This is a genomic window from Bacillus sp. GS3m_15504, from assembly GCF_055825275.1.
This window is the reverse complement of the sequence record NZ_JBVVNL010000001.1, coordinates 2,823,447-2,850,440: the sequence shown is the minus strand read 5'-3', so window position 1 is coordinate 2,850,440 and position 26,994 is coordinate 2,823,447. Positions and strand designations below refer to the sequence as shown.

Sequence of the window (26,994 nt, the reverse complement as noted above, 5' to 3'; positions counted from 1 at the left end):
GGAAGAATGAAGAGAAAGGTAACAACGATTGCTGCAGTTGCATTATCGACTAGTGTATTAGTTGCAGGTTGCGGAAATGGGGAGAAGGCATCTACAACGAAGAAAGAAGCAGGTAAGGGAGCAGCGGATAAGCAAGTATTAAACTTACTAGAAACAGCAGAAATTCCTTCAATGGATACGTCAAAATCAACAGACTCTGTATCATTCCGTGCCTTTGTAAATGCAATGGAAGGATTATATCGTTTAGATAAGGATAATAAACCAACTCCAGGTATGGCAAAAGATGTGAAAATTAGTGAAGATAAAAAAATATATACATTTGAATTACGAGACGCAAAGTGGTCTAATGGCGATCCAGTTCGAGCGCAAGATTTTGTATATGCATGGCAACGTACATTAGATAAAGCAACGGCAGCTGAGTATGCATTTATTTTATTTGATGTAAAGAATGCACAGAAAGTCAATAAAGGAGAATTACCGTTAGATCAATTAGGGGTGAAAGCGAAGGATGATAAAACATTAGTAGTAGAATTAGAACAACCAGCACCATATTTCCTTGAGCTTACTTCATTCCCAACATTTTTCCCTTTAAATGAAAAATATGTGAAAGAACAAGGGGATAAATATGCATTAGAAGCAGATAAACTATTATACAATGGCCCATTTGTAATGAGTGAATGGAAACATGAACGAAGTTATCAGTTAAAGAAAAATCCTAATTATTGGGATAAAGATACTGTGAAATTAGAAGAAATTAATGTGAATATTGTAAAGGAAACGAGCACGGGAGTAAATTTATATGATAGTGATCAAGCAGACCGAGTTATTTTAAGTTCTGAATTTGTTGATAAATATAAAAAGAATAAACCAGATGAATTTAAAACGAAGTTAGATCCGCGTATGTATTTCTTACGCTTTAACCAGAAGAATGCAACGTTTAAAAACCAAAAAGTTCGTGAAGCGATTGATCTGGCATATGATAAAAAAGGAATTGCAAATGTTATTTTAAATGATGGATCATTGCCAGCATACTTCCTAGTACCTGAAAAATTTACGACAGGACCAGATGGGAAAGATTTCCGTTCTGTAAATAAAAATTTCCGTGACAGTAAAGATAATGCAGCAAAAGCAAAAAAACTATGGGAAGAAGCGAAGAAAGAACTTGGTCAAGATACAATCACAGTAGAATTACTAAATGATGACAACGGTAGTCGGAAAAAAGTAGGAGACTTTATTAAAGAAGAGTTAGAGAAAAACTTACCTGGTATTAAAGTGAATTTAAAACAACAGCCATATAAGCAAAAGTTAGATTTAGAAAAGAAATTTGAATATGAATTCTCTTTATCTGCATGGAGTCCAGATTATCCAGATCCAATGACTTATATTGATATGTTCGTTACGGGAAGCTCATTTAATGAAATGGATTATTCTAATCCGAAGTATGATGAGTTAGTAGCGAAATCAAAAGGAGAGCTATTAAAAGATGATAAAGCACGCTGGAATGCACTAGCAGAAGCTGAAAAAATCTTAATTGGTCAAGATGCTGCCATTTCTCCTACGTACCAACAAAGTACCGCATACTTAGAGAAACCATACGTAAAAGGTATTGCAAATCATACGTTTGGTGGGGACTTCAGTTATAAATGGGCATATATTACAAAAAAATAGTATAATAAAAGATGAGTGAATTTTCGCTCATCTTTTATTTGTATAGGAGGAATTAGAGTTGTTAAAAGGAATCAATCATCTTTGTTTTTCAGTATCTAATTTAGAAGATTCTATTACATTTTACGAAAAAGTATTGGAAGGAGAATTATTAGTTAGAGGAAGAAAACTTGCATATTTTAATATATGTGGAGTATGGATAGCGCTTAATGAAGAAATACATATTCCAAGAAAAGAGATTCATCAATCTTATACACATATTGCGTTTTCTGTTGAACAGAAAGACTTTGAACGTCTACTGCAGCGATTAGAAGAAAACGATGTTCATATTTTACAAGGAAGAGAACGGGATGTAAGGGATTGTGAATCTATATATTTTGTTGATCCAGACGGGCATAAGTTTGAATTTCATTCAGGGACATTGCAAGAAAGGCTTAATTACTATAGGGAAGATAAACCTCATATGACGTTTTACTAAAGGGGAAAGAAGTTGCATGCGCTTGTAATTGGTGGAACAGGAATGCTAAAGAGGGTTTCTATATGGCTTTGTGAGAAAAGGTTTCATGTTTCTATTATTGGAAGAGATGAAGTGAAATTAGAAAATGTTAAACGGGAGAGTACTACACCTGAAAGTATCACATGCCTTCCGTTAGATTATCATAATGATGACGGTGTAAAGTTAGCTATTAAAGATACAATTGAGAGGAATGGCCCAATAACATTGGTTGTCGCATGGATACACGCAAGTGCAAAAGATGCGTTATCACTCATTTGTAGAGAATTAGACTTGTCGTCTGAAACATACGACGTTTTTCATATTTTAGGCAGTAAAGCGTCGAGAATAGCCTCACACAAAATATGGGATAAGCGATGTAGCTATCATAGAATAATTTTAGGTTTTATATTAGAAGATACATACGCAAGATGGCTTACTCATGAAGAAATATCGGATGGGGTAATAAAAGGAATTGAAAGTAAATGTGATGAATGGATTGTAGGAAGAGTAGAGCCGTGGGAATTACGGCCGACATGGTAAGGGGGAATGGAAGTGAAGACAACGGTATATGTAACAAGGCATGGTGAAACGGAATGGAATGTAGCGAAGCGAATGCAAGGGCGGAAGAATTCTACTTTAACTGAAAATGGTATACTGCAGGCTAAGCAATTAGGAGAGCGAATGAAAGATTTATCTATCCATGCGATCTATAGTAGTCCGAGTGAAAGAACCCTTCATACTGCAGAGTTAATAAAGGGCGAACGTGATATACCGATAATCGCGGATGAGCATTTCTATGAAATTAACATGGGTATATGGGAAGGACAGACGATTGATGATATAGAAAGACAATACCCAGACGACATACAGTTATTTTGGAATGAGCCACATCTTTTTCAGTCAACATCAGGAGAAAATTTTGAGGCTGTTCATAAAAGGGTAATTGAGGGGATGCAGCTTCTATTAGAAAAGCATAAAGGAGAAAGTATATTAATTGTCTCCCATGCGGCAGCGGCAAAATTACTTGTAGGACATTTTGCGGGTATTGAAATAGAAAATGTATGGGATGATCCGTTTATGCATAGTGCTAGTCTAAGTATAATAGAATTTGAAGATGGTAAAGGTGAAGTGAAGCAATTTGCAGATATAAGTCACTTTCAATAAACGAAAAAAAGGCCGCAAAACGGCCTTTTTTGTAGGGATAAAAACTAGCAATTACGTTTTTTATACCAGAAGTGATCGAATTTCTTGTTTTTGCAAGATGGGAATTTATGTCCGCCTTTGCAATCATTCCATTTGTGTCCATCATCGTGACAGTCTTTACCATGATCCCATGAATCATCACAAGAGCCACCGTGTCCATTCGGGAAGAATTCGCATTTTTTACAGTAACATCGTTTTGTCCAGTAAAATTTCTTTTCAAAGCGTACACATTTTGTAACGAATGTACAATGCTTTCTGCGAGTGCGTTTTGTAACTAAAACGCATTCTTTTCTACGTGTTACTTTTGTAACGAATGTCCATTTTTGAACGCGAACACGAGTACATTTCGTAACGAATGTCCACTTTTTAACGTGAGTACATTTTGTGACGAACGTACAATGTTTCACGCGAGTACATCTTGTTCTTGGGCATTTACAATCATCGCTACACTCAATTTTTGAAGAACAGTCGTCATCACATTCGAATGTACTTGGATCTTGGTGTAAGAAATCCTCCATCCCAGCACTTTTGATTTCCTCGACAGCTTTTCTAATATCACGTTTCATAGAAATCCTCCTTATCATGTATTTAATTGAAAAGGTATTCTTTTTCCTTAACAGGATATGTATGTAGGTATATTTCTGAACAGGACAAGAGTGTATTTTTATATAAATGGTTGATAGCGGATGTATGGACAAGGCGAAGTGCATACATTGAATGAAGAGAACTGAGAAGGGATGTGAAAATATGCTACCTTCATATGATTTTTTTATTCATCCAATGTACGTAGTGGAATTGAAAAAAGACATTTGGTCAGACAGTCCAGTACCAGCAAAATTAACTTATGGAAAAAAGAAGTATGATATTGATATCGTATATCGGGGTGCTCATATTCGTGAATTTGAGAAAAAGTCTTATCATGTTATGTTTTATAAGCCAAAAAAATTTCAAGGTGCAAAAGAGTTTCATTTAAATTCTGAGTTTATGGATCCGTCTCTCATACGAAATAAATTATCTTTAGATTTTTTTCATGATATTGGTGTACTTTCACCGAAATCACAACATGTATTTATAAAAATTAATGGTCAAATTCAAGGAGTATATTTACAGTTAGAATCAGTTGATGAAAACTTTTTGAAAAATAGAGGATTACCTAGTGGTTCTATTTATTATGCGATAGATGATGATGCGAATTTCTCTTTAATGAGTGAAAGAGATAAAGATGTTAAGACTGAGCTTTTTGCGGGTTATGAATTTAAATATTCGAATGAACATAGTGAAGAACAATTGAGTGAATTTGTATTTCAAGCGAACGCTTTGTCGAGGGAAGCGTATGAAAAAGAAATTGGGAAGTTTCTAAATGTTGATAAGTATTTACGATGGTTAGCTGGCGTTATTTTTACACAAAACTTTGATGGTTTTGTTCATAACTATGCATTATACCATAACGATGAAACAAATTTATTTGAAGTGATACCGTGGGATTATGATGCGACTTGGGGGCGTGATGTACAAGGGAGACCGCTTAATCATGAATATATTCGTATTCAAGGTTATAACACGTTAAGTGCAAGATTGTTAGATATACCTGTATTTAGAAAACAATACCGAAGTATTTTGGAAGAAATATTAGAAGAACAATTTACGGTTTCATTTATGATGCCGAAAGTAGAAAGTTTATGTGAAGCAATACGTCCTTATTTACTACAAGATCCATATATGAAAGAAAAATTAGAAACCTTTGATCAAGAACCTGGTGTGATTGAGGAATATATAAATAAAAGAAGAAAGTATATACAAGATCATTTACATGAATTGGATTAATTTTGAAAGAGATTGGAACATTATCAATCTCTTTTTTTGTATAATAAAGATGTATGAATAAAATTGACGTAATATTTACTTAATAAAGAATAGGGATGTGGAAACATGACAGTAAAATGGATTGATTGGGTAAAGCAAATACAATCTATAGCTCAAGCGGGTTTAACGTATTCTAAGGATGTATATGATATAGAGCGCTTCCAACAATTACGGGATATTTCCATTTCGATGATGTCACATTACACAAAGACAGATTGGGAAGTTGTAGAGAAGTTATTTGCAAGTGAGACAGGCTATCAAACACCTAAAGTCGATATAAGAGCAGTCGTTTTTCAAAATGAAAGGTTATTATTTGTGAAAGAAAAAAGTGATGGGAAATGGGCACTGCCAGGTGGATGGGCTGATATCGGCTATACGCCGACAGAAGTAGCAGCAAAAGAAGTTTTAGAGGAGACAGGGTTTGAAGTAGATGATTTTAAGCTACTCGCTATATTTGATAAAGAAAAACATCAACCATCGCCTTCAGCAACGCATGTATATAAAATTTTTATTGGCTGTAAAATTATTGGTGGTGAAAAGAAAACTAGTATTGAAACAGAAGATGTGGAGTTTTTTGGTGAGAATGAATTGCCTAATTTATCGATTGCTAGAAATACAGAAGAGCAAATTAAAGAAATGTTTGCCTACATGAAAGAACCTCAGAAAGAAACATTAATAGATTAATAATGCGTATGCCGGTGAGATTGTCGGAATGAAGATATTGGCAGAATACAACCTTTATGTAATAATGGGATGGTATGTGAAGAAAAAAGGAGATAGAAAATAAAATGTTAGCAAGCATAATAGATCAGTTATTGCAATTTTTTGCAAGTTTAGGTTACTTTGGAGTAGCGCTAGCTTTAATGATTGAAATTATCCCGAGTGAAATTGTACTTTCGTATGCTGGATTTTTAGTCGCAGATGGTAAAATTAGCTTTGTCGGTGCAGTTATTGCTGGAACAATCGGTGGTACTTTAGCCCAAATCTTTTTATATTGGCTTGGATACTATGGTGGACGTCCAGTTGTAGAGAAATACGGGAAATATTTACTTATTAATAAACACCATTTAGACATAGCAGAAAATTGGTTTAAGCGTTACGGAGCAGGAGTAATCTTTTCGGCGCGTTTTATCCCAGTCGTACGTCATGCAATTTCTATTCCAGCAGGATTAGCTAAAATGCCGTTAAAACTGTTTACACTGTATACAGTAGTTGCGATTATTCCATGGTCAATACTATTTATATATTTAGGTGAAAAGCTTGGTGGAAATTGGCGACATATTAAAGAGTATGCATCGGATTACACACATTACATAATTATAGGAGCGATTCTCTTTGTTGCTCTATACTTCGGTTTAAAATATTTCAAAAAGAAAAAAGCAGCGCGTTAAAGTCAATGATTTTTCATTGGCTTTTTTTATTTGTTTCGGTTCGGTTCTAAAAAAAAAGAGTTGTCCATAATGTATAATAATAAAGCGTAGCGGAGGAATGTGATGAAAGGGTCACCGTTTATACGTGGAACGATATTTTTAACGATGGCAACGATGATATCTAAAATGTTAGGGTTTATATATGTTATACCATTTACAGCTATGGTCGGTACGAGTGGGTATGTTTTATACACGTATGCATATCGTCCATATACAATTATGCTCAGCATTGCGACAATGGGACTACCACTTGCGGTTTCAAAGATGGTATCAAAATATGATCAATTAAATGATTATCATACGGTTAAGAGAGTGTTGAAAAGTGGAATTGTGTTTATGTTTATAATGGGAGTTATTTCGTGTTTTACGTTATATATGTTAGCTCCGCATTTGGCTAAACTTGTAATCGATGGAAATGATCAAACGGGGAATAGTGTAGCGGCGGTCACTACTAATATTCAAATTGTAAGTTTTGCGTTAATACTTGTACCAGTAATGAGTTTATTAAGGGGCTTTTTTCAAGGGTTTCAATCGATGGGCCCTTCTGCTCTAAGTGTAGTTGTAGAGCAATTTTTTCGGGTATTAACCATTTTGATAGGAAGCTTTGTCGTTTTATATATTTTAAAAGCTTCTATCTCACTAGCTGTTGGTATTTCAACGTTTGGTGCCTTTATGGGAGCAATAGGTGGACTAACTGTTTTAAGTGCGTATTACATAAGGAGGAGAAAGCACTTAAAGAAAAAAGAAATGGCGAGTATACCGCAAACAACGAAATCTTTTTTCTCACTATATAAGGAGCTCTTCACATATTCAATACCATTTGTTGTAGTTGGCTTAGCAATTCCGTTGTATCAGACGATTGACACATTTACAATTAATAAATTGCTTATACAAATAGGATATATGCAAGGAGAAGCGGAGAAGATTAATGCAATAATTGGACTTGTTCAGATGGTTGTACTTATCCCAGTTTCCGTTGCGACTGCTTTTAGTATGTCACTTGTACCTGAGATGACAAAAGCCTATATAGCAGGAAATGTGAAGTTACTGTACAAACATTTTACAAGGACAAATCTATTAGTAGTAGGTATTACGGTACCTGCGGCAATTGGAATGATGTTGTTAGCAAAACCAGTATATACTCTTTTATTTGGTGCCGGAAATGATCCGGAGATGGGAAGAGTTATTTTACAGTATTACGCACCTGCTTGTATACTATTTTCGCTTTTTACAGTAACAGCAGCGATGTTACAAGGAATTAATCAACAACAGAAAACAGTGCTAGGATTAGTAATTGGCATTATTGTGAAGATAGTTTTAAATATTGTATTGCTTCCTTATTTCGATTATGTAAGTTTTATTATTTCAACATACGCTGGTTATACGATTTCAGTTGGCTTTAACTTGTGGATGCTTTCTAAATATGTTATAAAGGCAACATAAGCTTTTTAAGGCAGAGAGCACTCTGTCTTTTTCTTTGTTCCTAATATTTTTCTTATAAAAACGTTTTCAAAATAATTTTTCTATTGAAATTTAAACGTATGTTTCATATGCTGAGAATGGTGGTTCAAAAACTGTTCTGTAAGAGAGGTAGATTCCTACATGTAAAAAGAATCGGGGTGATAGTATGTTAAATATTTATTTAACAGACCGAAACGGAAAACTACAAGAGGTTGAGGAAATGCAAAAGGGTTGCTGGATTAATGTACTTCATCCAACGGAAGAAGAAATTCAATATCTAGTACAAACTTTAAATGTAGACTTAGATTTCATTAAAGACCCTTTAGATGATGAAGAACGCTCTCGTATTGAAAAGGAAGACAATAATACTTTAATAATCGTGGATATTCCAACAGTTAGACATGATGAAGAAGGAAATTCGATTTATGACACGATTCCAATAGGTATGATTGTAATGCCAGATTGTTTTGTGACAATTTGTTTAGAGGAAAATCCAATTTTTGAACGTTTTATTAATCAACGTATTAAAGAATTTTATACGTTTAAAAAGACACGCTTTGCACTTCAGCTCTTATATACGATTTCTACTTATTATTTAAGATATTTAAAGCAAATTAACAGAAAAACAATCGATTTAGAGCATCAATTAAATAAGTCGATGAAAAATAAAGAGATTTTCACATTGCTAGGTCTTGAAAAAAGTTTAGTATACTTTACAACATCATTGAAGGCGAATAAAATTGTAATTCAAAAATTAATGCGTAACAGTACATTTTTAAAAATGTATGAAGACGATCAAGATTTATTAGAAGATGTATTAATTGAAAATAAACAGGCTATTGAAATGGCGGAAATATATAGTCACATTTTAAGTGGAATGATGAATACTTTTAGCTCCGTTATATCAAATAATTTAAATAGTGTTATGAAACTGTTAACGTCTATTACAATCATTTTATCGTTGCCAACGATGGTTTCTAGTTTCTTTGGAATGAACGTAAAAGTTCCGTTTGAAGGAGAAGCACATGGTTTTGTAATTGTACTTATCATATGTGTAACACTATCTCTTACATTAGCGTTTGTTTTTTGGAAGAAACGTTACTTTTAACGATAAAAAAGCTGCTCTAGCATAGTTGTATAACTGCGCTAGAGCAGCTTTTTTGCTATGAAATCCAAAGTTTGGAATAGAATATAACTTATAAAATGTCATGTATATGAAAGGTGTGAATTCCGTATAAGTCTTGTCCAATTAATAAAATGGGGTTAAAATTACATATTGTTAATGAAAAGTTGGAGGAAATACATCATGGAATTGTTTCAATTACCGAAAGCATTCCTGCAAATGAATACAATCTTTATCTCCATATTGATCGAAGCACTTCCTTTTGTGCTCATTGGTGTATTTATTTCAGGATTCATTCAAATGTTTGTGACAGAAGATATGGTAGCAAAATGGATGCCGAAAAACCGATTTCTGTCTGTTTTAATGGCTACTTTTTTAGGGATGATGTTTCCAGGTTGTGAATGTGGAATCGTTCCGATTGTTAGGCGATTAATTGGAAAAGGGGTTCCGCCATATGCCGGGATTGCATTTATGTTAACTGGTCCAATTATTAATCCGGTCGTATTATTTGCAACATACGTTGCCTTTGGAAGTAGTATGCACATGGTATGGTATCGTTCTATTGTAGCGATTATCGTAGCAATCATTGTTGGAATTATATTATCATTTATGTTTAAAGAACATCAATTACGAGATGATCACTTCCCAGAAGTGAATCATAAGCGTCCATTACGTAAAAAAATGTGGGATGTATGTACGCATGCTGTTGAGGAATTTTTCTCGATGGGAAAATATTTAGTATTAGGTGCATTAATTGCAGCTGCAGTTCAAACGTTCGTACAAACTTCAACACTTCTTGCTATAGGACAAGGGCCGTTCTCTTCACCAGCTGTTATGATGGGACTTGCATATATATTATCACTTTGTTCAGAAGCAGATGCGTTTATTGCTTCATCATTCCAAAGTACATTTTCAACAGCATCACTTGTTGCGTTCCTTGTATATGGACCGATGGTGGATATTAAAAATATGTTTATGATGCTTGCGACATTTAAAACAAAATTTGTAATTGTCGTTACAGTTACAGTTACACTTGTTGTTTATGCAAGCTCACTACTCATTTATGCGATGGGGTGGTAGGTTATGTTTCGAGCATATATATTATTAGGTTTTACAATTTTAATCGCGCAGCTTCATATTTCAGGTAATATTACGAAGTATATCAATATGAAGTATGCCTATTTATCAACAACAGCAGCTATTATTTTAGGTTTCTTAACGATCGTTCAAATTATTATCGTTTTCCAAAAAGAACATGAGAAAGAACAAGGAAAACAGGATTGTAGTTGTGATCATAGCCATTGCGGGCATGACCATTCAAAAGATGAGAATACATGGTGGAAAAAAGCATTCTCGTACACATTGTTCTGTTTTCCAATTGTTTCGGGATTATTTTTCCCAATTGCAACGTTAGATTCAGATATAGTTAAGGCAAAAGGGTTTCATTTTCCTGTTGCACAAGCAGAAAGTACAGATCCATTTATGAGAAGGCAATTTTTAAGACCTGACACGAGTATATATTACGGAAAAGAAGGATACCGTGGTGTAATGGAGAAAGGGAAGAAAGAGTTTGTAACAAAGGATAGTGTTACTTTAAATGATGAAAACTTCCTAAAAGGAATGGAGACGATTTACAATTACCCTGGTGAGTTTACTGGGAAAAAATTATCATTTAAAGGTTTTGTTTTCAAAGATGATTCTTCTAAAAAAGAACAATACTTCTTATTCCGTTTCGGTATTATACATTGTGTAGCGGATTCTGGTGTATATGGTATGTTAGTGAAAAAGCCAGAAGGTGTAGAATGGAAAAACGATGATTGGATTCAAATAGAGGGAGAAATTTCTACTGAATTTTATCAGCCGTTCCATGCGAATATCCCTGTTTTAGAAGTAACGAAATGGAATAAAGTTGAACAACCAAAAGAACAATATGTATTTAGAGGAGCCGATTGATAACATCGGTTCTTTTTTATGGACTAAATGTTCTGAATGTTGTTAATATTAAATGAGTAGTTGTAATAGGCTCATACTGTTCAAGTGTGAATGGGGAAGGGAACTCTTGCCAAACTTCTTTGCTCTAGCCGAATTTTGTGGTGGGATTCTTATTGTCTACAAATAGCGGGTTAAATAATCAAAGAGGTGATAACAATGACTGAAGTAAAGGGAAAAACAGCAAATGAATCCAGAGTGTTTAAAACGAGCCGAGTATTTCCGACAGATTTAAACGATCACAATACGCTATTTGGTGGAAAGATATTAGCCGAGATGGATATGGTTGCTTCTATTTCAGCGACGAGGCATGCAAGAAAAGAATGCGTCACAGCATCTATGGATTGGGTAGATTTTTTATATCCTGTTCGTTCTACCGATTGTGTGAGTTATGAATCCTTTGTAATTTGGACGGGTAGAACGTCTATGGAAGTATTTGTGAAGGTAGTAGCGGAAGATTTAATTTCAGGTGAGAAGCGCATCGCAGCAACGTCATTTGTTACTTTTGTTGCACTTAGTAAGGAGAACAATCCAGTTCCAGTTCCTCGAGTAATTCCTGAAACAGAAGAAGAGAAAGAATTACATCGCATTGCTGTGTTGCGTGCAGAACAACGTCATATACGTAAGGCGGAGAGTAAGAAAGTAGCCACATTATTAACTTTTTGAGTTGAATATTTAGTCGTTAAAGATATTATAACGGACTGAAATGTTTTTCATATGAAAAGCGGACACCTAAAAATAGGTGTCCGCTTTTATAGTTTTTTCATCCACATATCATATGACGATAACTACTTAGCAGAAGCAAGCAGCACCGACGATGATTAAGAGGATAAATAATACGACTAATAGCGCGAATCCATTACCATGTGCGAAGCCCATTGTTATTTCCTCCTTTTATTTTAAGATACAACATACAATATGCAAATGAGCTATCGTTTGATATGGACATATATCATGCAATGACATATTTTCTTGAATGATATTGTATTAAAAAAGGGAAGATATAGAAATAACAGTAAGTGGAGAAAGGAAAATATCCATGAAACACTTTTTCGTTGTAATCCTTTGTTTAATAGGTGTATTCATTTGGATGAACATCGATGTGGAAATGGGGAAAAAAATGGCTAGTGAATATGAATTAGGACAAGTTCGATTGGGTGAATTTCAACTGTATACGAACGGTGAAGAATTATATACGAAATTATTTGAGGATATACGCAATGCAGAAAAGTACATATATATCCATTTTTATATTGTAGGTAAAGACGAAATAAGCAAAGAGTTTTTGCAGTTGCTCGAGAAAAAGGCATCAGGTGGAGTAGAAGTGAAATTGTCAGTCGATCGAATAGGTGGATATAAGCTGAAGAAAAAGATAATTCGTCAACTAAAAAGCAATGGTGTCCAGTTTACATTTAGTAAAAAACCTAAACTGAAACATATATTCTACTCGTTGCATCAACGGAACCATAGACGCATTGTTACGATAGATGGAAAAGTATCATACGTCGGCGGCTTTAACATTGGAAAGGAATACCTTGGACAAAATCCGAAATTTGGTCCGTGGCGTGATTATCATGTACGAGTCAAGGGGAATGGTGCCACGGATATGGAAAGAAAATTCTCTGCTGACTGGAAAGAAGATACGGGAGAAAAAATGCCTGTACATGAAAGTTTACCTGCAATAGGGAATGTAAAGTATCAATATTTATTTTCAGAAGGAAAAGGTTTATGGGAAAAATATGGAGCGCTTATAAAGCAGGCTAAAACGTCTTTAATTATTGCAACGCCATATTTTGTACCAAGTAAAGAAATGATAAAAGCGTTAAAAGATGCATTAAACCGTGGTGTCAATGTAAAAATTCTCGTACCATTTAAAAGTGATGCAGTATTGTTAAAACAAGCTGCCTATCCGTATTTGAAAGACATGTTACATGCTGGAGCAGAGATTTATCAATATCAGAATGGTTTTTTTCATGGGAAAGTAACAATCATTGATGGGGAAATTGTTGATATTGGTACTGCAAACTTTGATAATAGAAGTTTTTATTTAAATATGGAATCCAATTGTGTTATCTATGATAAGGGAGTAACAGCGGACGTATGGAGTCGATTAAAAGAAGACTTTCATAAATCAAAAAGATTTTCGGAAGAAGATTTTGAGAAAATTAGTAAATGGGATTGGTTTTTAGCAAGAATAGCAAATGTTATAGCATCATATTTATAGCATATAGACAAAAAGAAGGGAGGCACTTTCATGGATTGTATGAAAGAATTAATGAGGTATAGTTATATGCTTATATATAAGGTTGGGGAGTATACAGGAGAGGTAAGAGACGGCGAATTAAAGGAGCTATTACAGCATCATTTACCATATATGTTACAAGCATATAATGAACAAGTGAATTTTCAAGAAGGAGAGAATGTACAGCATATAACTTGTGAACCGATCGCATTTCATTTTCATGAAATGGAGAAGGAAACCGATAGTAAATATACAGGGGATATGTATATTGCAACTTGTTATATTTCGCATTTAAAACGGTTAGCGTTAAAGTTTGCTCAAGTGGCAGTTGAAGTTGCAAATCCAGAATTCCGCTCGTTTTTAGAAAACTGTTTCCTGAAAATGAATCGATATGCCTATAGTGTATGGCAATATGTCGTCAAGAAAGAGTATAAGATTAAACATGTATATGAAAATGAGAAATTTGCATAAGAAACTAAGGCGGAAAGATAGGCGCCTTAGTTTTTTATTTTTCGTGGAGAAAAATGATTAAGTTTATATATTTATTATCAGAAAGTTTACAAAGATTTACTGTTTATTTACTATTTATCAATCTCTACTTTAAAAACAGAGAGTAATATAAGGTTGTACATATTCTATCACAAGGAGGAAACGCAAATGAACAAATGGGTTAAATCATTAACTGCTATGGCACTTGCAAGTTCTTTATTAATGGTAGGTTGTAGTAAAGGTGAGGATAAGAATAAAGAAGAGGATACAACAACACAACAAGAGGACAAAAAGGATAAAGAAACAAGTGGAACTGAGAAGTCTACGGATTCTAAAGAAAAGAAATAATGTAATAATAGAGCTTCCTCTTATATATGAGGAAGCTTTTTTGTTGTAAATTGATTGAGATTATTGAAAAATAGAGAAAGAATGAAAGAGGGGGAAAACAAATGAAAGTATGTATATTGGGAGCAACAGGGAGAGTAGGTTCAAACATAATAAAATTAGCATTAAAGGATTCAGCTGAAGTGACTGCATTAGCGCGTGATTTAAATAGAATAGAAATACATCATGAAAGGTTACGAGTTATAGAAGGGAATGTATTGAACGAAAATGATATAAAGAAAGCCATAGAAGGAAGTGATATAGTAATTAGTGCACTTGGAACGGATCAAAATGGGACGTTAGCGAAGAGTATGCCACAAATTATAAAGAAAATGGAAGAAGAAGGCGTTCATAAAATCATTACAATAGGAACAGCTGGTATTTTACAAGCAAGAACAAATCTAAATTTATATCGTTTCCAATCAACGGAATCAAAAAGGAAGTCAACAACAGCAGCAGAAGATCATTTAGCTGCATATGAGGCACTTAATAATAGTAATCTATGTTGGACCGTCGTTTGTCCGACGCATTTAATTGACGGTGATGTGACAGGTGTATATCGAACTGAAAAAGATGTATTACCAGAAGGAGGAGCAAAAATAACAGTTGGTGATACAGCGCAATTTACATGGAATCTGTGTAGTGAAAACAAATATGAGAATAGTCGAGTAGGTATTTCCTATTAAAAAACCATCCCGCAATTGGGATGGTTAAAAGATGATATAACAAACAAATATGATAATCATAATGATTTGGAGAATGGCTTTTGCTACTGTACTACTTAAAAAACCAACTACAGTAGCAACTCCTACTAGAAAAGCGTCTTTTGGCGCTTTTTTATGCATTAATTCGGTTATAAATACCGCTAAAAACGGTATGATAATAAGTCCGAATGGTGGGAAGAAGAAAGATCCGGCAATGATTGAAATCATTCCGACACGTTCGCCCCATTTAGAACTCCCGTATTTCTTTAAAAAATATCCATTTGCAATAAAATCAGCAACGAAAATGAATAGTGTGAAAATAGCTTGAATAATCCAAAAAGAAATCGTTAGTTCTCCGCCATTTATACCAAAATGGTAAATGAAATATCCAGCCCAGACAGCTAGGATGCCCGGGATAATAGGATAAATAAAAGCTAGAAATGAAATAATGAAACAGGCAATGATACAGATTGTTAAGAAAACAGTCACTTTATAACTCCTTTTGTATATCTAATTTATGTACAGCAATTTTTTTCACTTGATGTCCATCAAGTTCTAATGCCTTAAATTGAAAACCGGCATATTCGATGGAGTAGCCAGCTTCAATATTTACGTCAACTGCTTGCGATAATAGCCAGCCTCCAATTGTATCTAAGTCGCTCTCATCAATATGTAAGCCAAACATATCATTTACTTCAGAAATAAGTACTTTTCCATCTAGGACAGTAAGTTTAGGCGTACGTTTTTCAATCATAGGTGATTCATCTGCATCAAACTCATCTTGAATTTCTCCAATGATTTCTTCAAGAATATCTTCCATAGTTAAAAGTCCAGCAGTACCACCATATTCATCCATAACGATTGCCATCTGAACGCGATTCTTTTGTAGATGTACCAGTGTTTTACGAATTGGAACAGTTTCAAATACAGTTAGTACTGGATGTATGTAAGATTCAAGTGGCTTATGAATGCCTTTCGTTTGATCGTGAAATACTTCTTTCGTATTGATCATACCGATAATATCATCTTTATCTTTTTCGATGATAGGATAGCGTGTATACTTTTCAGTTGCGACGATATCCATATTTTCTTCTAACGTATTTTCAGTAGATAAGCAAATCATTTCTGTACGAGGGACCATAATTTCTTTCGCAACTCGGTCGTCGAATTCAAAAATATTATTTACATATTTATATTCGGTTTGATTGATTTCGCCGCTTTTGAAACTTTCACCTAAAATGAGTCGTAGTTCCTCTTCAGAATGGGCAAGTTCATTTTCTTTCGCAGGTTCTAAACCGAGTAGTTTTGTGAAAAAGATAGCAGTACTATTAAGTAACCAAATGAATGGGTACATAATTTTATCAAATAAAATAAGTGGTCGTGCAAACTTAAGTGTAATCGCTTCTGCTTTTTGAATTGCGAATGACTTTGGAACTAATTCACCTAATACAACATGGAAAAATGTAATCACACTAAAAGCAATAATAAAGGATAAAGTATTTGCCATTGTTCCAGTAATATTAATCTTTTCAAAGAGCGGTCGTAGTAAATGTTCCACAGTCGGTTCACCAAGCCAACCAAGCCCTAAAGAAGTAATTGTAATCCCGAGCTGACAAGCTGATAAATAAACATCTAAATTAGAAATGACACTTCTTGCAGCTAAAGCTTGTTTATTGCCTTCGTTTGCAAGCTGGTCAATTCGACTTTTTCGTACTTTTACAACAGCGAATTCTGATGCAACGAAAAAGCCGGAAATAAGGATAAGAACAAAGATGAGAAAAATATTTAATATGTCCAAGTGTATTCTCTATTCCGTCGTTTGGAATAAAGATGTCACCTCCTGCAATTATGTTATACTTTTATAATAAATCCAAATGAAAAGAATAGTCAAAGAAAAAGGGTAAATATTGGTATGTTTCTGCAATGGTTTTTGAATTTGTTGTTATTTTGTCCGCTATACAAAAGGAATAACCCCCTACTTTCAGATTCTAGAGGGTTATTTCAAATTAAGGTTTTGGGATACTTCTCGTTAAAGCGTATGATTGTTGTTTAAAGTAGTTTGTCGTCCATAGTGTTTGAAGGAATGAGAGTATGCAATACGGGATATATAAAAGCAATAAGCTAATTGTAACAATAATAGGGGCATTTCCGCCGAATTGAACGATAAATTGCAATAGTCCACTTGCGTGAAAAACGCATTCCATAAAAACGAATGAAAGAATGATGGAACCTAAAATAGATTTATGATTCGAAGTAAGCGCTAAAAACAATGTGTCTACAAGGAAAGAAGATTGTTTTATTTCATATTCATTTGTATTACTTAAGAAAGGAAGCCATTTTTTTATTGCTTGCATAACGATAATCATGGAAGTACTACAAACGATAATAAAAGATGAGTAATAAGGAAGCTTCATAAATTTTGTGATGTATAGAAGTAATAATAAGACTGAGCATTGTAATAATACAGTACATAAAGAGTAAGGTATCCATCTTAATAAAGAAGTGAACTTTTTAACCGATTGAGGTGCTTTAAAAAATAAATGGCCGATCCCTAAGCTGATGAAGAATCCGATCGCAAGAGTAAAGGTAAAACGAACAATCGATAAAAAATATATCTCCCATATGTAAGGGAATAACGGTGTTGATTGATTAGCAGTGTGAACCACCTCATTTGCTGAGAATAAGATAGATTCGTGCATCCAATCAATCGTTGGAATTGTCATTGAAGAAAGTTGTGCGAAGTTATGGAAAATGCTTATAAATCCGGTTATGTATGAGTATTTATGTGTAATGAATAAAGCTGGAATAGGACTAATGATAAATATAATGAGAACACCAACGATAAATTTACATATATGTGAGCGCAATAAAGACATGTAACCACCTACTCTTAGAATATTCAGAAAATTCTTATTCTTATTTTAGCTTTTTTCGTTGTAAGTTACAATATATTTTCTTAAAGAAGTTTAGAGAGAATATTTCATATTGCGGGGGATATAAGTGAATGAAACGTGAATAAATTATGACAAGAAAACGAAAAGTTTTCAGAAAAGTAAAATAAATTATTTATTTTTTTCTAAAAATATAATATAGTTATGGCACAGAAAGTATTTTAACATAAGGAGGCTATTTATGAGGATTAAAGGGAATTATGTGCCGAAGAGAGAAGTTTTATTTTGTTCAAGTTCAATTACAATAGCGGAAGCACTGGAGCATTTAAATAAAACTGGCTATCGTTGTGTACCAATTTTAGATGAAAAGAAAGAGAAGTATTTAGGGAATATATATAAAGTAGATATTTTAGAATATAAAGGTTCGTTGGAAGAAAGTGTATTACAATTATTAAACGATAAAGAAGGATATGTCAGAGAAGATTCTTCGTTCTTTAAAGTATTTTTTACAATAAAAAAGTTACCTTATTTATCAGTAGTTGATGAAAAAGGAGCCTTTCTTGGGATTTTAACGCATAAAAAAGTTTTTGAGTTATTAGAAGACGCTTGGGGCGTTCATTCTAGTAAATATTCTGTTATGATTGGGACACAGGATTATAATGGCGCAATTCAAAAATTATCGACAGTATTAAAAAAATATACAGGTATCCAAAGTTTAATGACTTTTGATAATGATGCCTTATTAGTTCGTAGAATTATGTTTACATTAGGAGAAGAGTTTAACGATGGTGAATTAGAGGTGTTATTGAAAGATTTAGAAGATCATGGATTTAGAGTTGTGTATGTGGAAGAGATGAAAAATCCACGTGAAGTCGAAACGATAGAATAACATGCAAAAGCCGTCTAATTTTGAAGTGGACGGCTTTTGTTATGTTACATGTATAAAGTTATTTAAAAATAACGATAGGGTAAGAAGTGAGGCTGAAATAATATTTGTGTAAAAGAATAAAAAATGTAGATAATTTTGATTTTCAAAAAAATCAATTTGAAAATATGTTTTTATTTTTCAACTAAATATGTTACTATATGTGTGATAAAAACAAAGAGGTCTGACAACTATACTCCACGTAATACCACTCTAATGAGTTAAATATTCAAAAAAATCAAAAATTAATAATTAGAGTAAGAATAAGGGGAATGGAGAAATTATGGAGAAAGACACTGCTTTGTAAGGGGCATAATTTATCATCTTGAGCAGAGAGGAGGATGCATAGCATATTGTGAAAATAGAGATAAACAATGAAAAAGTGCTATGCAAATGAAAAGCATGAAGGGACGTTTAAGGCCAGGTGATACGGTAGCAATTGGTTTAATGTTATTTGCACTATTTTTAGGAGCAGGAAATTTAATTTTTCCACCAGTTTTAGGGCAACAAGCTGGAGAGAATGTTTGGGTTGCTACAATTGGCTTCCTTGTAACGGGAGTCGGATTACCCCTATTAGCTGTTACAGCTGTCGCGTTTGTAGAGGGGGACTTGAAAGCGCTATCTTCTAGAGTTCACCCTATATTTGCATTTGTTTTCCCATTAATTAGTTATTTAGCGATTGGACCATTTTTCGCGATTCCGCGTACTGGAGCCGTTTCATTTGAAATGGGTATGAAGCCATTTTTATCAGAGGCATTGGTTTCAGAGTGGTACATGCTATTTCTTTTCACGATAATTTTCTTCGGAATAACGTGGTATTTATCTTTAAATCCATCTAAATTAGTGGATTGGTTCGGGAAATTTCTTACACCAGTATTAGTATTGATTGTTGCTGTTATTGTCGGAAAGGCAATTATTGATCCGATTGGAGAACCAGCTGCGCCGTTAGCGGCATACAAAGAAAATGCTTTCTTTGGTGGGTTTATTCAAGGATATTTAACGATGGATGCAATTAGTGCACTTGTATTTGGAATTGTCGTTGTACAAGTTATCCGCTCTAAAGGAATAAAAGAGAGCAATCAAATTGCAAAAATAACAGTAGTATCAGGTATTATTGCAGTACTTGGTTTAACGTTAATTTATTTATCACTTGCTTATCTTGGTTCAACAAGTACATCACTTGGGATATCAGAGAATGGTGGACTTATTTTAACGAATGTTGTAAATGAGTTATATGGAACAGGTGGTAAAATTTTATTAGGGCTTGTTATTATACTTGCTTGTTTAACAACTTCTGTTGGATTAACATCAGCTTGTGCTGGCTTCTTTACAAACTTATTCCCAAAACTTTCGCATAAAACGATTGTAACAATGGTATGTGTATTTAGTTTAATTGTATCTAACTTAGGTTTAACACAATTAATTGCAGTTACTTTACCAGTGTTAATGATTATTTATCCAGTTGCAATCGTATTAATCGTACTTTCTTACTTCCATAAATGGATTGGGAAGCGTAATACCATTTATATTGGAGCTATTTTAGGTGCATTGTTAATTAGTTTCTTTAACGGTTTAGAAAGTGCGAAGATTAAAATTGACGCGATTTCTAATATATTACAAATATTACCATTATATAACGAAGGAATAGGATGGTTAATCCCATCATGTATTGGCGGGATTCTCGGTTTCTTTTTCTATAAATCAAATGAATCAAGTGAACTACAAAAGAAAGGTGCTTAGGCGCCTTTCTTTTTTTAAAGGGGATTTTTAGGTTTTGTCTAAGTAATAAATGGAAGGAGTGATAAAATGGCTAATTTTGAAGATTTTTTAACTTTGGATGTAAGAATTGGAACTGTAACACACGCAGAGGAATTTAAAGAAGCGAGAGTTCCAGCGATTAAACTAGAAATTGATTTTGGGGAACTTGGGATAAAGCAGTCAAGTGCTCAAATTACGAAGAGATATAACCCAGAAGATTTAATTGGTCAGCAAATCGTTGCTGTTGTAAATTTTCCGCCAAAGCGTGTAGCGGGATTTAAATCAGAAGTACTTGTATTAGGAGGAGTACCTGAAGCAGGTGATGTTGTATTACTGCAGCCTAATATGGAATTACCAAATGGAACAAAAATTAGTTAATGTAAAGGCGGGGGAACATGGATATTGGACGCGAATACGTACAGTGTGCCATTTCGAATTTTGAAGCAACAAAGAAACAAGGGGAACGGGTGCTTTCACAATTATCATATGAACAGATTGAATGGTCTTCTCATGAAGAAGCAAATAGCATAGCAATCATAATTAAGCATCTACACGGTAATATGCGTTCTAGATGGACGGATTTTTTAACATCTGACGGTGAAAAAATAGATCGTAACCGAGATGCTGAATTTGAAGGTGGTTATTCTTCTAAGGAAGAGGTACTCGCAGCATGGAATGAAGGATGGGAGTATGTTTTTAAAACGATGAATGTGCTAACGCCGGAACATTTAATACAGACGGTATATATTCGCGGTGAAGCACATACTGTCATGCAAGCAATTGAAAGACAAATCTCTCATTATGCTTTGCATATTGGACAAATGATTTACATCGGTAAAATGTTAAAAGAAAATGAGTGGGAATGTTTAAGTATTCCTAGAGGAAAGTCTAACTTTCATTTAGAGAAAAAACGTTCAACATAATAATATGAAAGAAACCGATATAAAATGGGAAGTAAGAAAATAAGCCAAATGAAAGATGGCTCTGCAGTCATAAGAATGCTACCAACAATCAGCCCATATATAATAAGAAAGAAATTAATAAGTGTATTAACAGGGATAAATCGTGAGATGAAAACTTGCTGTCGTTTAAAACAATCAATATGAAATACATAAAAGCGGAAGTACCATGTGGTAGTAATAAGATCTTTCTTTCGCGTAATTCTTTCTTTACATGTATGACAGATGAACGGTGGTCGCATTCCATTACGCTCCATTTTTTATATTTTTAATAATGTAAGACAAAAGTAGGTATAAGGTGTATATCCCTATATATGCTCCTGAAATAAGAAAAAAGGGATTTAATAAAATTCCATGAATGCTTGTCATAAAAACTAAATCGTGCATTAAAACATCAAATATATGAATAGAAATAATTGTACCGAGTACATAAAGTGTTAAGTACGCTGAAATATGTAACGCAATCCGAAATGTAGGATACTTAGCAAACCAATAAAAAATAAATGATAGTACAACGGGAAATGCCCCTATCAGTAGCTTCAATTCATTTCACCTCATAAACAATATAGCCGGAATTTAGACGGTCTATTCTCTAGAGCTTGTACATAACTTGAAATAGAGAGGGTGATAGTATGAATCGAGGCTTTTTTTATGTGAAGTTCACGAGTGTTCGTAAGTTAGTATTATTTATTATTGCTACAGTACTAGCGACTTTTTTTCTTATTAGTATGATGGTAACCTCTATGAAAGAGACAAAGTCAACGTATTTATATAATTGGTTAAATGAGTTATCAATGAATGGTTACATGTACGTTCTTGGAAAAGAGAATCATTATTTTACACAGGAATATCGAAATTTAAATCAAGATTTTTCAATATCTTCGTTTCTCTTTTCTATGGCTACGAATATTCGTTTTAACGATGTACGCAGTTTTGTCGGCAAAGAGCTACCGGGTTTCGGTAAGTACGATACAGAAATTGTTATTGCGGGTGAAGGAACAAATTATTCTAACTTGCCTATAGAGTCGAGCGTTCCACTTGAAGAAGTAGTAAAAGAACGGACTGGAGAAGGTGGACAGGCTCCAAAGCCGGATACGAATAAAGAGAAAAAGCAACCAGCTCAAACGACAGGAAAACGACAAGTTGCATTTATTTATCATTCGCATAGTTGGGAATCTTATTTGCCGTTATTGAATTTAACAAATGATCCAAATCCGAATAAAGCAACAAGTTCCGTCACGAATATTTCAATAGTCGGTGACCGATTTCGTGAACAATTAGCAAATGAAGGGATCGGAGCAACTAACGACAAGACTGATGTTGGTCAAAAGTTGATTAGTAAAGGGTTAAATAGTAATAGTTCTTATAAAATGTCACGGGAAATTGTACAAGAAGCAATGACTGGTAATAAGGAATTGCAGTACTTTTTTGACTTACATCGTGATAGTGCTCGGAAAAATGTAACGACAAAATCAATTGGAGATAAATCATATGCAAAGCTTGCTTTCGTAATAGGGAAAGGTAATAAAAATTATGAAAAGAATTTACAATTAGCAACGGCTTTACATGAGACAATTAATAAGAAGTATCCAGGAGTTAGCCGCGGTGTCATTCAAAAAGGGTTCCAAACAGGCAATGGAGTCTATAATCAAGATCTGTCAGGGCAAGCAATATTAATTGAAGTTGGTGGCGTAGATAATACAGAGGAAGAACTAAATCGATCGATTGATGTACTTGCTAAAGCGTTTGGGGAATATTTCTGGCAGGCAGAAAAGGTGAATGGATAAAGTGAAACATAAATTAGTGGGAGTCTGAAAAACGTAAGTGTAATACTTACGTTTTTTCTTTGTAATGATGAGACGTCACAAAATAGACATAATTTTCCGTTGTTATAGTGATATCGAAATTTGTCAAATTATACTGGGAGATTTACAAAGGGATTTTCGAGAAAGTAGAGAAAATCTTTTTACAAGGAAAGCTTTTTATTATGAAACTGGTAGGGTGATTGAAGTGATTAGGGAGATCCAAATAGAAGATGCAGCATCATTTTTGCAATTAAGTAAGCAATTAGATGAAGAAACGAAATTTATGTTATACGAACCAGGAGAAAGAAAATTTACAGCCGAGCAACAAGAACAAATGATTCATCGCTTTATAGAAAATAAATATACAACAATATTCGTAGCAGTTGAAGAAGAGAGAATAGTAGGATTTATTTTAGTGAATGGAAATAATATTCAAAGAAAGCGACATGTAGCAAGTATTGTAATTGGTATTTTGCAAGAGTATAGCGGGCGAGGTATTGGGACTAGATTGTTTAAAGAGGTCGAAAAGTGGGCAAGATTACAAGATGTATGGCGTTTAGAATTAACGGTAATGGCCCACAATACAAGAGCTCAGGCACTATATAAAAAAGCTGGATTTGAGAAAGAAGGTGTCAAAAGAGCTTCTCTTATTATCGATGGAAAGAACATTGATGAGTATGAAATGGCCAAATTATTAAAATAAGAGGTCGTTATATGAAAAAAAGATGGATACTACTTGGTATCGTAGCGATGATACTCATTGTTGGAGTAGCAGGAATCAATTATAAAATGTATAAGGATAAGCAGGCGCGCGAGGTAAATGTAAATAACATATTTCCGAAAGCGAAAGAAACGATTGCGAATATGGATGGGGATATTGCGGTAATTAGTAATCCGAATTCGATGCTTGTGCTTGTGAATAAAAATAGGCGTTTACCAGATGGGTATAAACCGCCAGATTTAGTTATTCCGAAAGTGCGCTACTCAAGTGAAGGTGATCAAGAAAAGAAAAAAATGAGGAAAGAGGCAGCCGGTGCGCTTGAGGAAATGTTTCAGCAAGCGGATAAGGAGCGTATTTTTCTTTTTGCAGTTTCTGGATTTAGATCTTTTGATCGACAAAAAGCGTTAAATACGATGTATAAAAAGCAAGATGGAGAAGCAAAAACAGCGATGTCGAGTGCAGTTCCTGGAACGAGTGAACATCAAACGGGGCTTGCTATGGATATTACATCGCAATCTGCTAAGTTTCAGTTAGAGACAATTTTTGGTGAAACGAAAGAAGGGCAGTGGCTTTCTGAAAATGCCCATAAGTTTGGTTTTGTCATTCGATATACGAAAGAGAAGGAGTCGCTTACTGGTTATCGATATGAACCATGGCATGTGAGGTATGTGGGGAATCCACAAGCTACATATTTATATGAAAATCAACTGACGCTTGAAGAAGTAGCAGAGTAAAAAATTGAGGGGAGAGAAGGGTTATGACGGTGTTATATAATAAAAAAGTACACGCATATGTGACAAGAGAAAAAGAAGGAGTTATGCAACTGCTTGTTTTTAAACATCGTGATATACCTGAAGCTGGTATACAAATACCAGGAGGAACAGTGGAAGAAGGGGAAACATTAGAAGCAGCGATTTTACGTGAAGTACAAGAAGAGACTGGATTACGTCATTTATGCATAGAACGATTCCTAGCTGATTACATCATACATGTGAAAGAAAAAAAGGAATATCAAAAACGCCATTTCTTCCACGTAACATTACTAACAGATGTAAAAGATAGTTGGGAACATATTGTAAGTGCTGGTAAGGAAGATGAAGGGTTGGTATTTTGCTACGACTGGGTTGATAGTGCAAAATGCCCTGAATTAGCCGGGAAACAAGGTGAGTTTTTACATTTGTTAGATGAAGTATATGTAAAGTAAGAAAAGAGTCTGAAGCGGACGTTTATACGTTTCAGACTCTTTTTATTTTTCAGGAAATAAAAGGTTTTTATATTGGTAAGTTGAATTCTTATAGAGGGATTGTAGTTGTATATGTGAGGAGCGGAGAAAATGAAAAAGTAATAGAGACATGCTATCAATAAAGGGTTATAGAAGGAGAATGAAAATGGAGATGCAGTTCAATACACTATTACAAAAAGAATTAACAATTCATGATATACAAACAGCGATGGAAGATGAAAAGTTAACTTCAAAAGAATTAGTTATGTATTATCTTCATAGAATTGCAAAGTATGATCAAGACGGACCGAAAATTAATTCTATTTTAGAAATAAATCCGGACGCTATTTTTATTGCAGAAGCGTTAGATCATGAAAGAAAGATTAAAGGTATAAGAGGTCCATTACATGGTATACCTGTTTTACTTAAAGACAATATTGAAACGAACGACTCTATGCATACAAGTGCAGGTACGATTGCTCTAGAACAACATATAAGTAGTGAAGATGCATTTCTCGTTACGAAGCTGAGAGAAGCAGGGGCAGTAATAATAGGAAAAGCAAATATGACAGAATTAGCAAATGGAATGTCTTTTGACATGTGGGCTGGATATAGTGCAAGAGGTGGGCAAACAATCAATCCTTACGGTACAGGTGAGGATGACATGTTTGTTGGAGGCTCAAGTACAGGGTCTGCCATAGCGGTTGCTGCTAACTTTACAGTAGTATCTGTTGGAACAGAAACAGATGGTTCTATATTGAGTCCAGCTGTTCAAAACTCTGTAGTAGGTATAAAACCGACTGTTGGTTTAATTAGTCGTAGAGGTATTATTCCGTTCACATATTCGCAAGATACAGCCGGTCCATTTGCTAGAACCGTAACAGATGCAGCAATCTTACTAGGGAGTTTAACTGGGGTAGATGAGAAAGATGTAGCTACTCATAAAAGTGAAGGGATAGGAGAACCTGATTATACGAAATACCTTGATGTTAATGGGTTAAATGGAACAAAGATTGGTGTATATAACAACGCACCAAAAGAATATTATGAAACTGGTGAGTATGATGAAAAATTGTTTAAGGAAACGATTGAAGTATTGCATAGTAAGGGTGCGACAGTCGTAGAGGATATTCATATTCCATCTTTTCATAGAGAATGGAGCTGGGGAGTATCGCTCTATGAACTAAAGCATAGTTTAGATAACTATCTTTCGAAATTACCTTCTACTATTCCAGTACATTCTATTTCAGAGTTAATGGAGTTTAATGAAAATATAGCAGAAAGGGCTTTGAAATATGGACAAACTAAGTTAGAAAGAAGAAAAGATTTTCCTAATACGTTAAGGAATCCAGAGTATTTGAATGCAAGATTAGAAGATATATATTTTTCTCAAGAACAAGGCATTGATTTTGCACTGGAAAAATATAATCTTGATGCGATTCTGTTCCCTTCTTATATAGGCTCCACTATATGTGCAAAAGCAGGTTATCCGTCTATAGCAATACCTGCGGGATATATGGAAAGCGGGAGACCTTTTGGAATTACTCTTGCCAGTACTGCGTTTAGTGAGGGGACATTAATTAAACTAGCATACGCTTTTGAACAAGCGACAAACCATAGAAAAATTCCGGGATTGTCATAAATAGAATATACAAAAAAGGACA

Annotated in this window: 32 protein-coding genes; 25 read left to right on the top strand and 7 right to left on the bottom strand. The window is 34.2% G+C overall.

What is annotated here, in order from left to right:
- The first annotated feature begins 6 nt into the window (after positions 1–6).
- Genes AC0L0O_RS15030 through AC0L0O_RS15015 form a run of 4 tightly spaced genes read left to right on the top strand, consistent with a single transcriptional unit; the run spans position 7 to position 3,325 of the window.
- Positions 7–1,668 (top strand): peptide ABC transporter substrate-binding protein, encoded by a 1,662-nt coding sequence (locus tag AC0L0O_RS15030; protein ID WP_000824542.1) that lies wholly within the window; start codon positions 7–9, stop codon positions 1,666–1,668.
- 58 nt (positions 1,669–1,726) lie between these two features.
- Positions 1,727–2,143 carry a FosBx1 family fosfomycin resistance bacillithiol transferase gene (gene fosB, locus AC0L0O_RS15025; RefSeq protein WP_000911690.1) on the top strand — a complete coding sequence of 139 codons (417 nt, stop codon included), beginning with the start codon at positions 1,727–1,729 and terminating at the stop codon, positions 2,141–2,143.
- Positions 2,144–2,155: 12 nt separating this feature from the next.
- Entirely contained in the window at positions 2,156–2,701 is a 546-nt protein-coding gene (locus AC0L0O_RS15020) for a short-chain dehydrogenase (RefSeq protein WP_000543134.1), read from the top strand.
- Positions 2,702–2,713: 12 nt separating this feature from the next.
- Positions 2,714–3,325 (top strand): phosphoserine phosphatase 1, encoded by a 612-nt coding sequence (locus tag AC0L0O_RS15015; protein WP_000859194.1) that lies wholly within the window; start codon positions 2,714–2,716, stop codon positions 3,323–3,325.
- Positions 3,326–3,369: 44 nt separating this feature from the next.
- On the opposite strand, the gene exsB is transcribed toward AC0L0O_RS15015, so the two are convergent.
- Complete coding sequence (exsB, locus tag AC0L0O_RS15010) at positions 3,370–3,930, bottom strand: exosporium protein ExsB (protein ID WP_042511427.1); 561 nt, start codon at positions 3,928–3,930, stop codon at positions 3,370–3,372.
- 181 nt (positions 3,931–4,111) lie between these two features.
- Here exsB and cotH point away from each other — a divergent pair, with 181 nt between their 5' ends.
- The 8 genes from cotH to AC0L0O_RS14970 all read left to right on the top strand — a co-directional run bounded on the left by cotH (position 4,112) and on the right by AC0L0O_RS14970 (position 11,896).
- Positions 4,112–5,188 (top strand): spore coat protein CotH, encoded by a 1,077-nt coding sequence (gene cotH, locus AC0L0O_RS15005; protein ID WP_000937990.1) that lies wholly within the window; start codon positions 4,112–4,114, stop codon positions 5,186–5,188.
- A 105-nt stretch (positions 5,189–5,293) separates the two neighbouring features.
- On the top strand, positions 5,294–5,911 hold the full coding sequence (locus AC0L0O_RS15000; protein WP_042511426.1) for an NUDIX hydrolase N-terminal domain-containing protein: 618 nt from the start codon (positions 5,294–5,296) through the stop codon (positions 5,909–5,911).
- A gap of 104 nt (positions 5,912–6,015) precedes the next feature.
- Entirely contained in the window at positions 6,016–6,618 is a 603-nt protein-coding gene (gene uptA / locus AC0L0O_RS14995) for an undecaprenyl phosphate transporter UptA (protein ID WP_000881206.1), read from the top strand.
- A 102-nt stretch (positions 6,619–6,720) separates the two neighbouring features.
- Positions 6,721–8,100, top strand: coding sequence for a putative polysaccharide biosynthesis protein (locus tag AC0L0O_RS14990; RefSeq protein WP_000678834.1), 1,380 nt, complete (start codon positions 6,721–6,723; stop codon positions 8,098–8,100).
- 184 nt (positions 8,101–8,284) lie between these two features.
- Positions 8,285–9,226, top strand: coding sequence for a magnesium transporter CorA family protein (locus AC0L0O_RS14985; RefSeq protein ID WP_000932393.1), 942 nt, complete (start codon positions 8,285–8,287; stop codon positions 9,224–9,226).
- A 198-nt stretch (positions 9,227–9,424) separates the two neighbouring features.
- On the top strand, positions 9,425–10,321 hold the full coding sequence (locus tag AC0L0O_RS14980; protein WP_000418724.1) for a permease: 897 nt from the start codon (positions 9,425–9,427) through the stop codon (positions 10,319–10,321).
- A 3-nt stretch (positions 10,322–10,324) separates the two neighbouring features.
- A complete protein-coding gene (locus AC0L0O_RS14975; RefSeq protein WP_000488047.1) occupies positions 10,325–11,194 on the top strand; it encodes a TIGR03943 family putative permease subunit in 870 nt (289 codons plus the stop codon).
- Positions 11,195–11,389: 195 nt separating this feature from the next.
- The gene (locus AC0L0O_RS14970) at positions 11,390–11,896 is read left to right on the top strand and encodes an acyl-CoA thioesterase (RefSeq protein WP_000141173.1); all 507 of its coding nucleotides are present in this window, start codon (positions 11,390–11,392) and stop codon (positions 11,894–11,896) included.
- A 126-nt stretch (positions 11,897–12,022) separates the two neighbouring features.
- On the opposite strand, the gene AC0L0O_RS14965 is transcribed toward AC0L0O_RS14970, so the two are convergent.
- A complete protein-coding gene (locus AC0L0O_RS14965) occupies positions 12,023–12,109 on the bottom strand; it encodes a YjcZ family sporulation protein (RefSeq protein ID WP_000505094.1) in 87 nt (28 codons plus the stop codon).
- Between the two features lie 160 nt (positions 12,110–12,269).
- On the opposite strand from AC0L0O_RS14965, the gene cls reads away from it, so the two are divergent.
- The 4 genes from cls to AC0L0O_RS14945 all read left to right on the top strand — a co-directional run bounded on the left by cls (position 12,270) and on the right by AC0L0O_RS14945 (position 15,031).
- A complete protein-coding gene (gene cls, locus AC0L0O_RS14960; protein ID WP_000680129.1) occupies positions 12,270–13,454 on the top strand; it encodes a cardiolipin synthase in 1,185 nt (394 codons plus the stop codon).
- A gap of 30 nt (positions 13,455–13,484) precedes the next feature.
- Complete coding sequence (locus tag AC0L0O_RS14955; RefSeq protein ID WP_000340551.1) at positions 13,485–13,943, top strand: spore coat protein; 459 nt, start codon at positions 13,485–13,487, stop codon at positions 13,941–13,943.
- Between the two features lie 186 nt (positions 13,944–14,129).
- Positions 14,130–14,309 (top strand): hypothetical protein, encoded by a 180-nt coding sequence (locus tag AC0L0O_RS14950; RefSeq protein ID WP_001045968.1) that lies wholly within the window; start codon positions 14,130–14,132, stop codon positions 14,307–14,309.
- Between the two features lie 101 nt (positions 14,310–14,410).
- Positions 14,411–15,031 (top strand): NAD(P)-dependent oxidoreductase, encoded by a 621-nt coding sequence (locus AC0L0O_RS14945; RefSeq protein WP_000861621.1) that lies wholly within the window; start codon positions 14,411–14,413, stop codon positions 15,029–15,031.
- A gap of 24 nt (positions 15,032–15,055) precedes the next feature.
- Here AC0L0O_RS14945 and AC0L0O_RS14940 read toward each other — a convergent pair whose 3' ends face one another.
- From AC0L0O_RS14940 to AC0L0O_RS14930, 3 genes are all read right to left on the bottom strand, one after another.
- Positions 15,056–15,538: a DUF456 domain-containing protein gene (locus AC0L0O_RS14940; RefSeq protein ID WP_000215658.1), complete on the bottom strand. Its 483-nt coding sequence runs from the start codon at positions 15,536–15,538 to the stop codon at positions 15,056–15,058.
- Between the two features lies 1 nt (position 15,539).
- A complete protein-coding gene (locus AC0L0O_RS14935; protein WP_000353728.1) occupies positions 15,540–16,847 on the bottom strand; it encodes a hemolysin family protein in 1,308 nt (435 codons plus the stop codon).
- 208 nt (positions 16,848–17,055) lie between these two features.
- Positions 17,056–17,925, bottom strand: coding sequence for a hypothetical protein (locus tag AC0L0O_RS14930; RefSeq protein ID WP_000055290.1), 870 nt, complete (start codon positions 17,923–17,925; stop codon positions 17,056–17,058).
- A gap of 256 nt (positions 17,926–18,181) precedes the next feature.
- Between AC0L0O_RS14930 and cbpA the strand changes: the two genes are divergently transcribed.
- The 4 genes from cbpA to AC0L0O_RS14910 all read left to right on the top strand — a co-directional run bounded on the left by cbpA (position 18,182) and on the right by AC0L0O_RS14910 (position 21,546).
- On the top strand, positions 18,182–18,829 hold the full coding sequence (gene cbpA, locus AC0L0O_RS14925; RefSeq protein ID WP_428888679.1) for a cyclic di-AMP binding protein CbpA: 648 nt from the start codon (positions 18,182–18,184) through the stop codon (positions 18,827–18,829).
- A 438-nt stretch (positions 18,830–19,267) separates the two neighbouring features.
- Positions 19,268–20,605: a branched-chain amino acid transport system II carrier protein BrnQ4 gene (gene brnQ4 / locus AC0L0O_RS14920; RefSeq protein WP_072180683.1), complete on the top strand. Its 1,338-nt coding sequence runs from the start codon at positions 19,268–19,270 to the stop codon at positions 20,603–20,605.
- A 66-nt stretch (positions 20,606–20,671) separates the two neighbouring features.
- Complete coding sequence (csaA, locus tag AC0L0O_RS14915) at positions 20,672–21,001, top strand: chaperone CsaA (RefSeq protein ID WP_001263037.1); 330 nt, start codon at positions 20,672–20,674, stop codon at positions 20,999–21,001.
- 17 nt (positions 21,002–21,018) lie between these two features.
- Positions 21,019–21,546, top strand: a complete 528-nt coding sequence (locus AC0L0O_RS14910; RefSeq protein WP_000351107.1) for a DUF1572 domain-containing protein — start codon at positions 21,019–21,021, stop codon at positions 21,544–21,546.
- On the opposite strand, the gene AC0L0O_RS14905 is transcribed toward AC0L0O_RS14910, so the two are convergent.
- Both AC0L0O_RS14905 and AC0L0O_RS14900 read right to left on the bottom strand, forming a co-directional pair.
- Entirely contained in the window at positions 21,519–21,824 is a 306-nt protein-coding gene (locus AC0L0O_RS14905) for a hypothetical protein (RefSeq protein ID WP_003160727.1), read from the bottom strand. The two genes, AC0L0O_RS14910 and AC0L0O_RS14905, sit on opposite strands and share 28 nt — an antisense overlap.
- A 4-nt stretch (positions 21,825–21,828) precedes the next feature.
- Complete coding sequence (locus AC0L0O_RS14900) at positions 21,829–22,125, bottom strand: hypothetical protein (RefSeq protein WP_000770724.1); 297 nt, start codon at positions 22,123–22,125, stop codon at positions 21,829–21,831.
- An 89-nt stretch (positions 22,126–22,214) separates the two neighbouring features.
- On the opposite strand from AC0L0O_RS14900, the gene spoIIP reads away from it, so the two are divergent.
- The 5 genes from spoIIP to AC0L0O_RS14875 all read left to right on the top strand — a co-directional run bounded on the left by spoIIP (position 22,215) and on the right by AC0L0O_RS14875 (position 26,972).
- Positions 22,215–23,369: a stage II sporulation protein SpoIIP gene (gene spoIIP, locus AC0L0O_RS14895; protein ID WP_001079288.1), complete on the top strand. Its 1,155-nt coding sequence runs from the start codon at positions 22,215–22,217 to the stop codon at positions 23,367–23,369.
- A gap of 223 nt (positions 23,370–23,592) precedes the next feature.
- Positions 23,593–24,090, top strand: a complete 498-nt coding sequence (locus AC0L0O_RS14890) for a GNAT family N-acetyltransferase (protein ID WP_000617599.1) — start codon at positions 23,593–23,595, stop codon at positions 24,088–24,090.
- Between the two features lie 11 nt (positions 24,091–24,101).
- Positions 24,102–24,842: a M15 family metallopeptidase gene (locus AC0L0O_RS14885; RefSeq protein WP_000747661.1), complete on the top strand. Its 741-nt coding sequence runs from the start codon at positions 24,102–24,104 to the stop codon at positions 24,840–24,842.
- 23 nt (positions 24,843–24,865) lie between these two features.
- Positions 24,866–25,312, top strand: a complete 447-nt coding sequence (locus AC0L0O_RS14880) for an NUDIX hydrolase (protein WP_149282891.1) — start codon at positions 24,866–24,868, stop codon at positions 25,310–25,312.
- Between the two features lie 184 nt (positions 25,313–25,496).
- Complete coding sequence (locus tag AC0L0O_RS14875) at positions 25,497–26,972, top strand: amidase family protein (RefSeq protein ID WP_473785845.1); 1,476 nt, start codon at positions 25,497–25,499, stop codon at positions 26,970–26,972.
- The last annotated feature ends 22 nt before the right edge of the window (positions 26,973–26,994 follow it).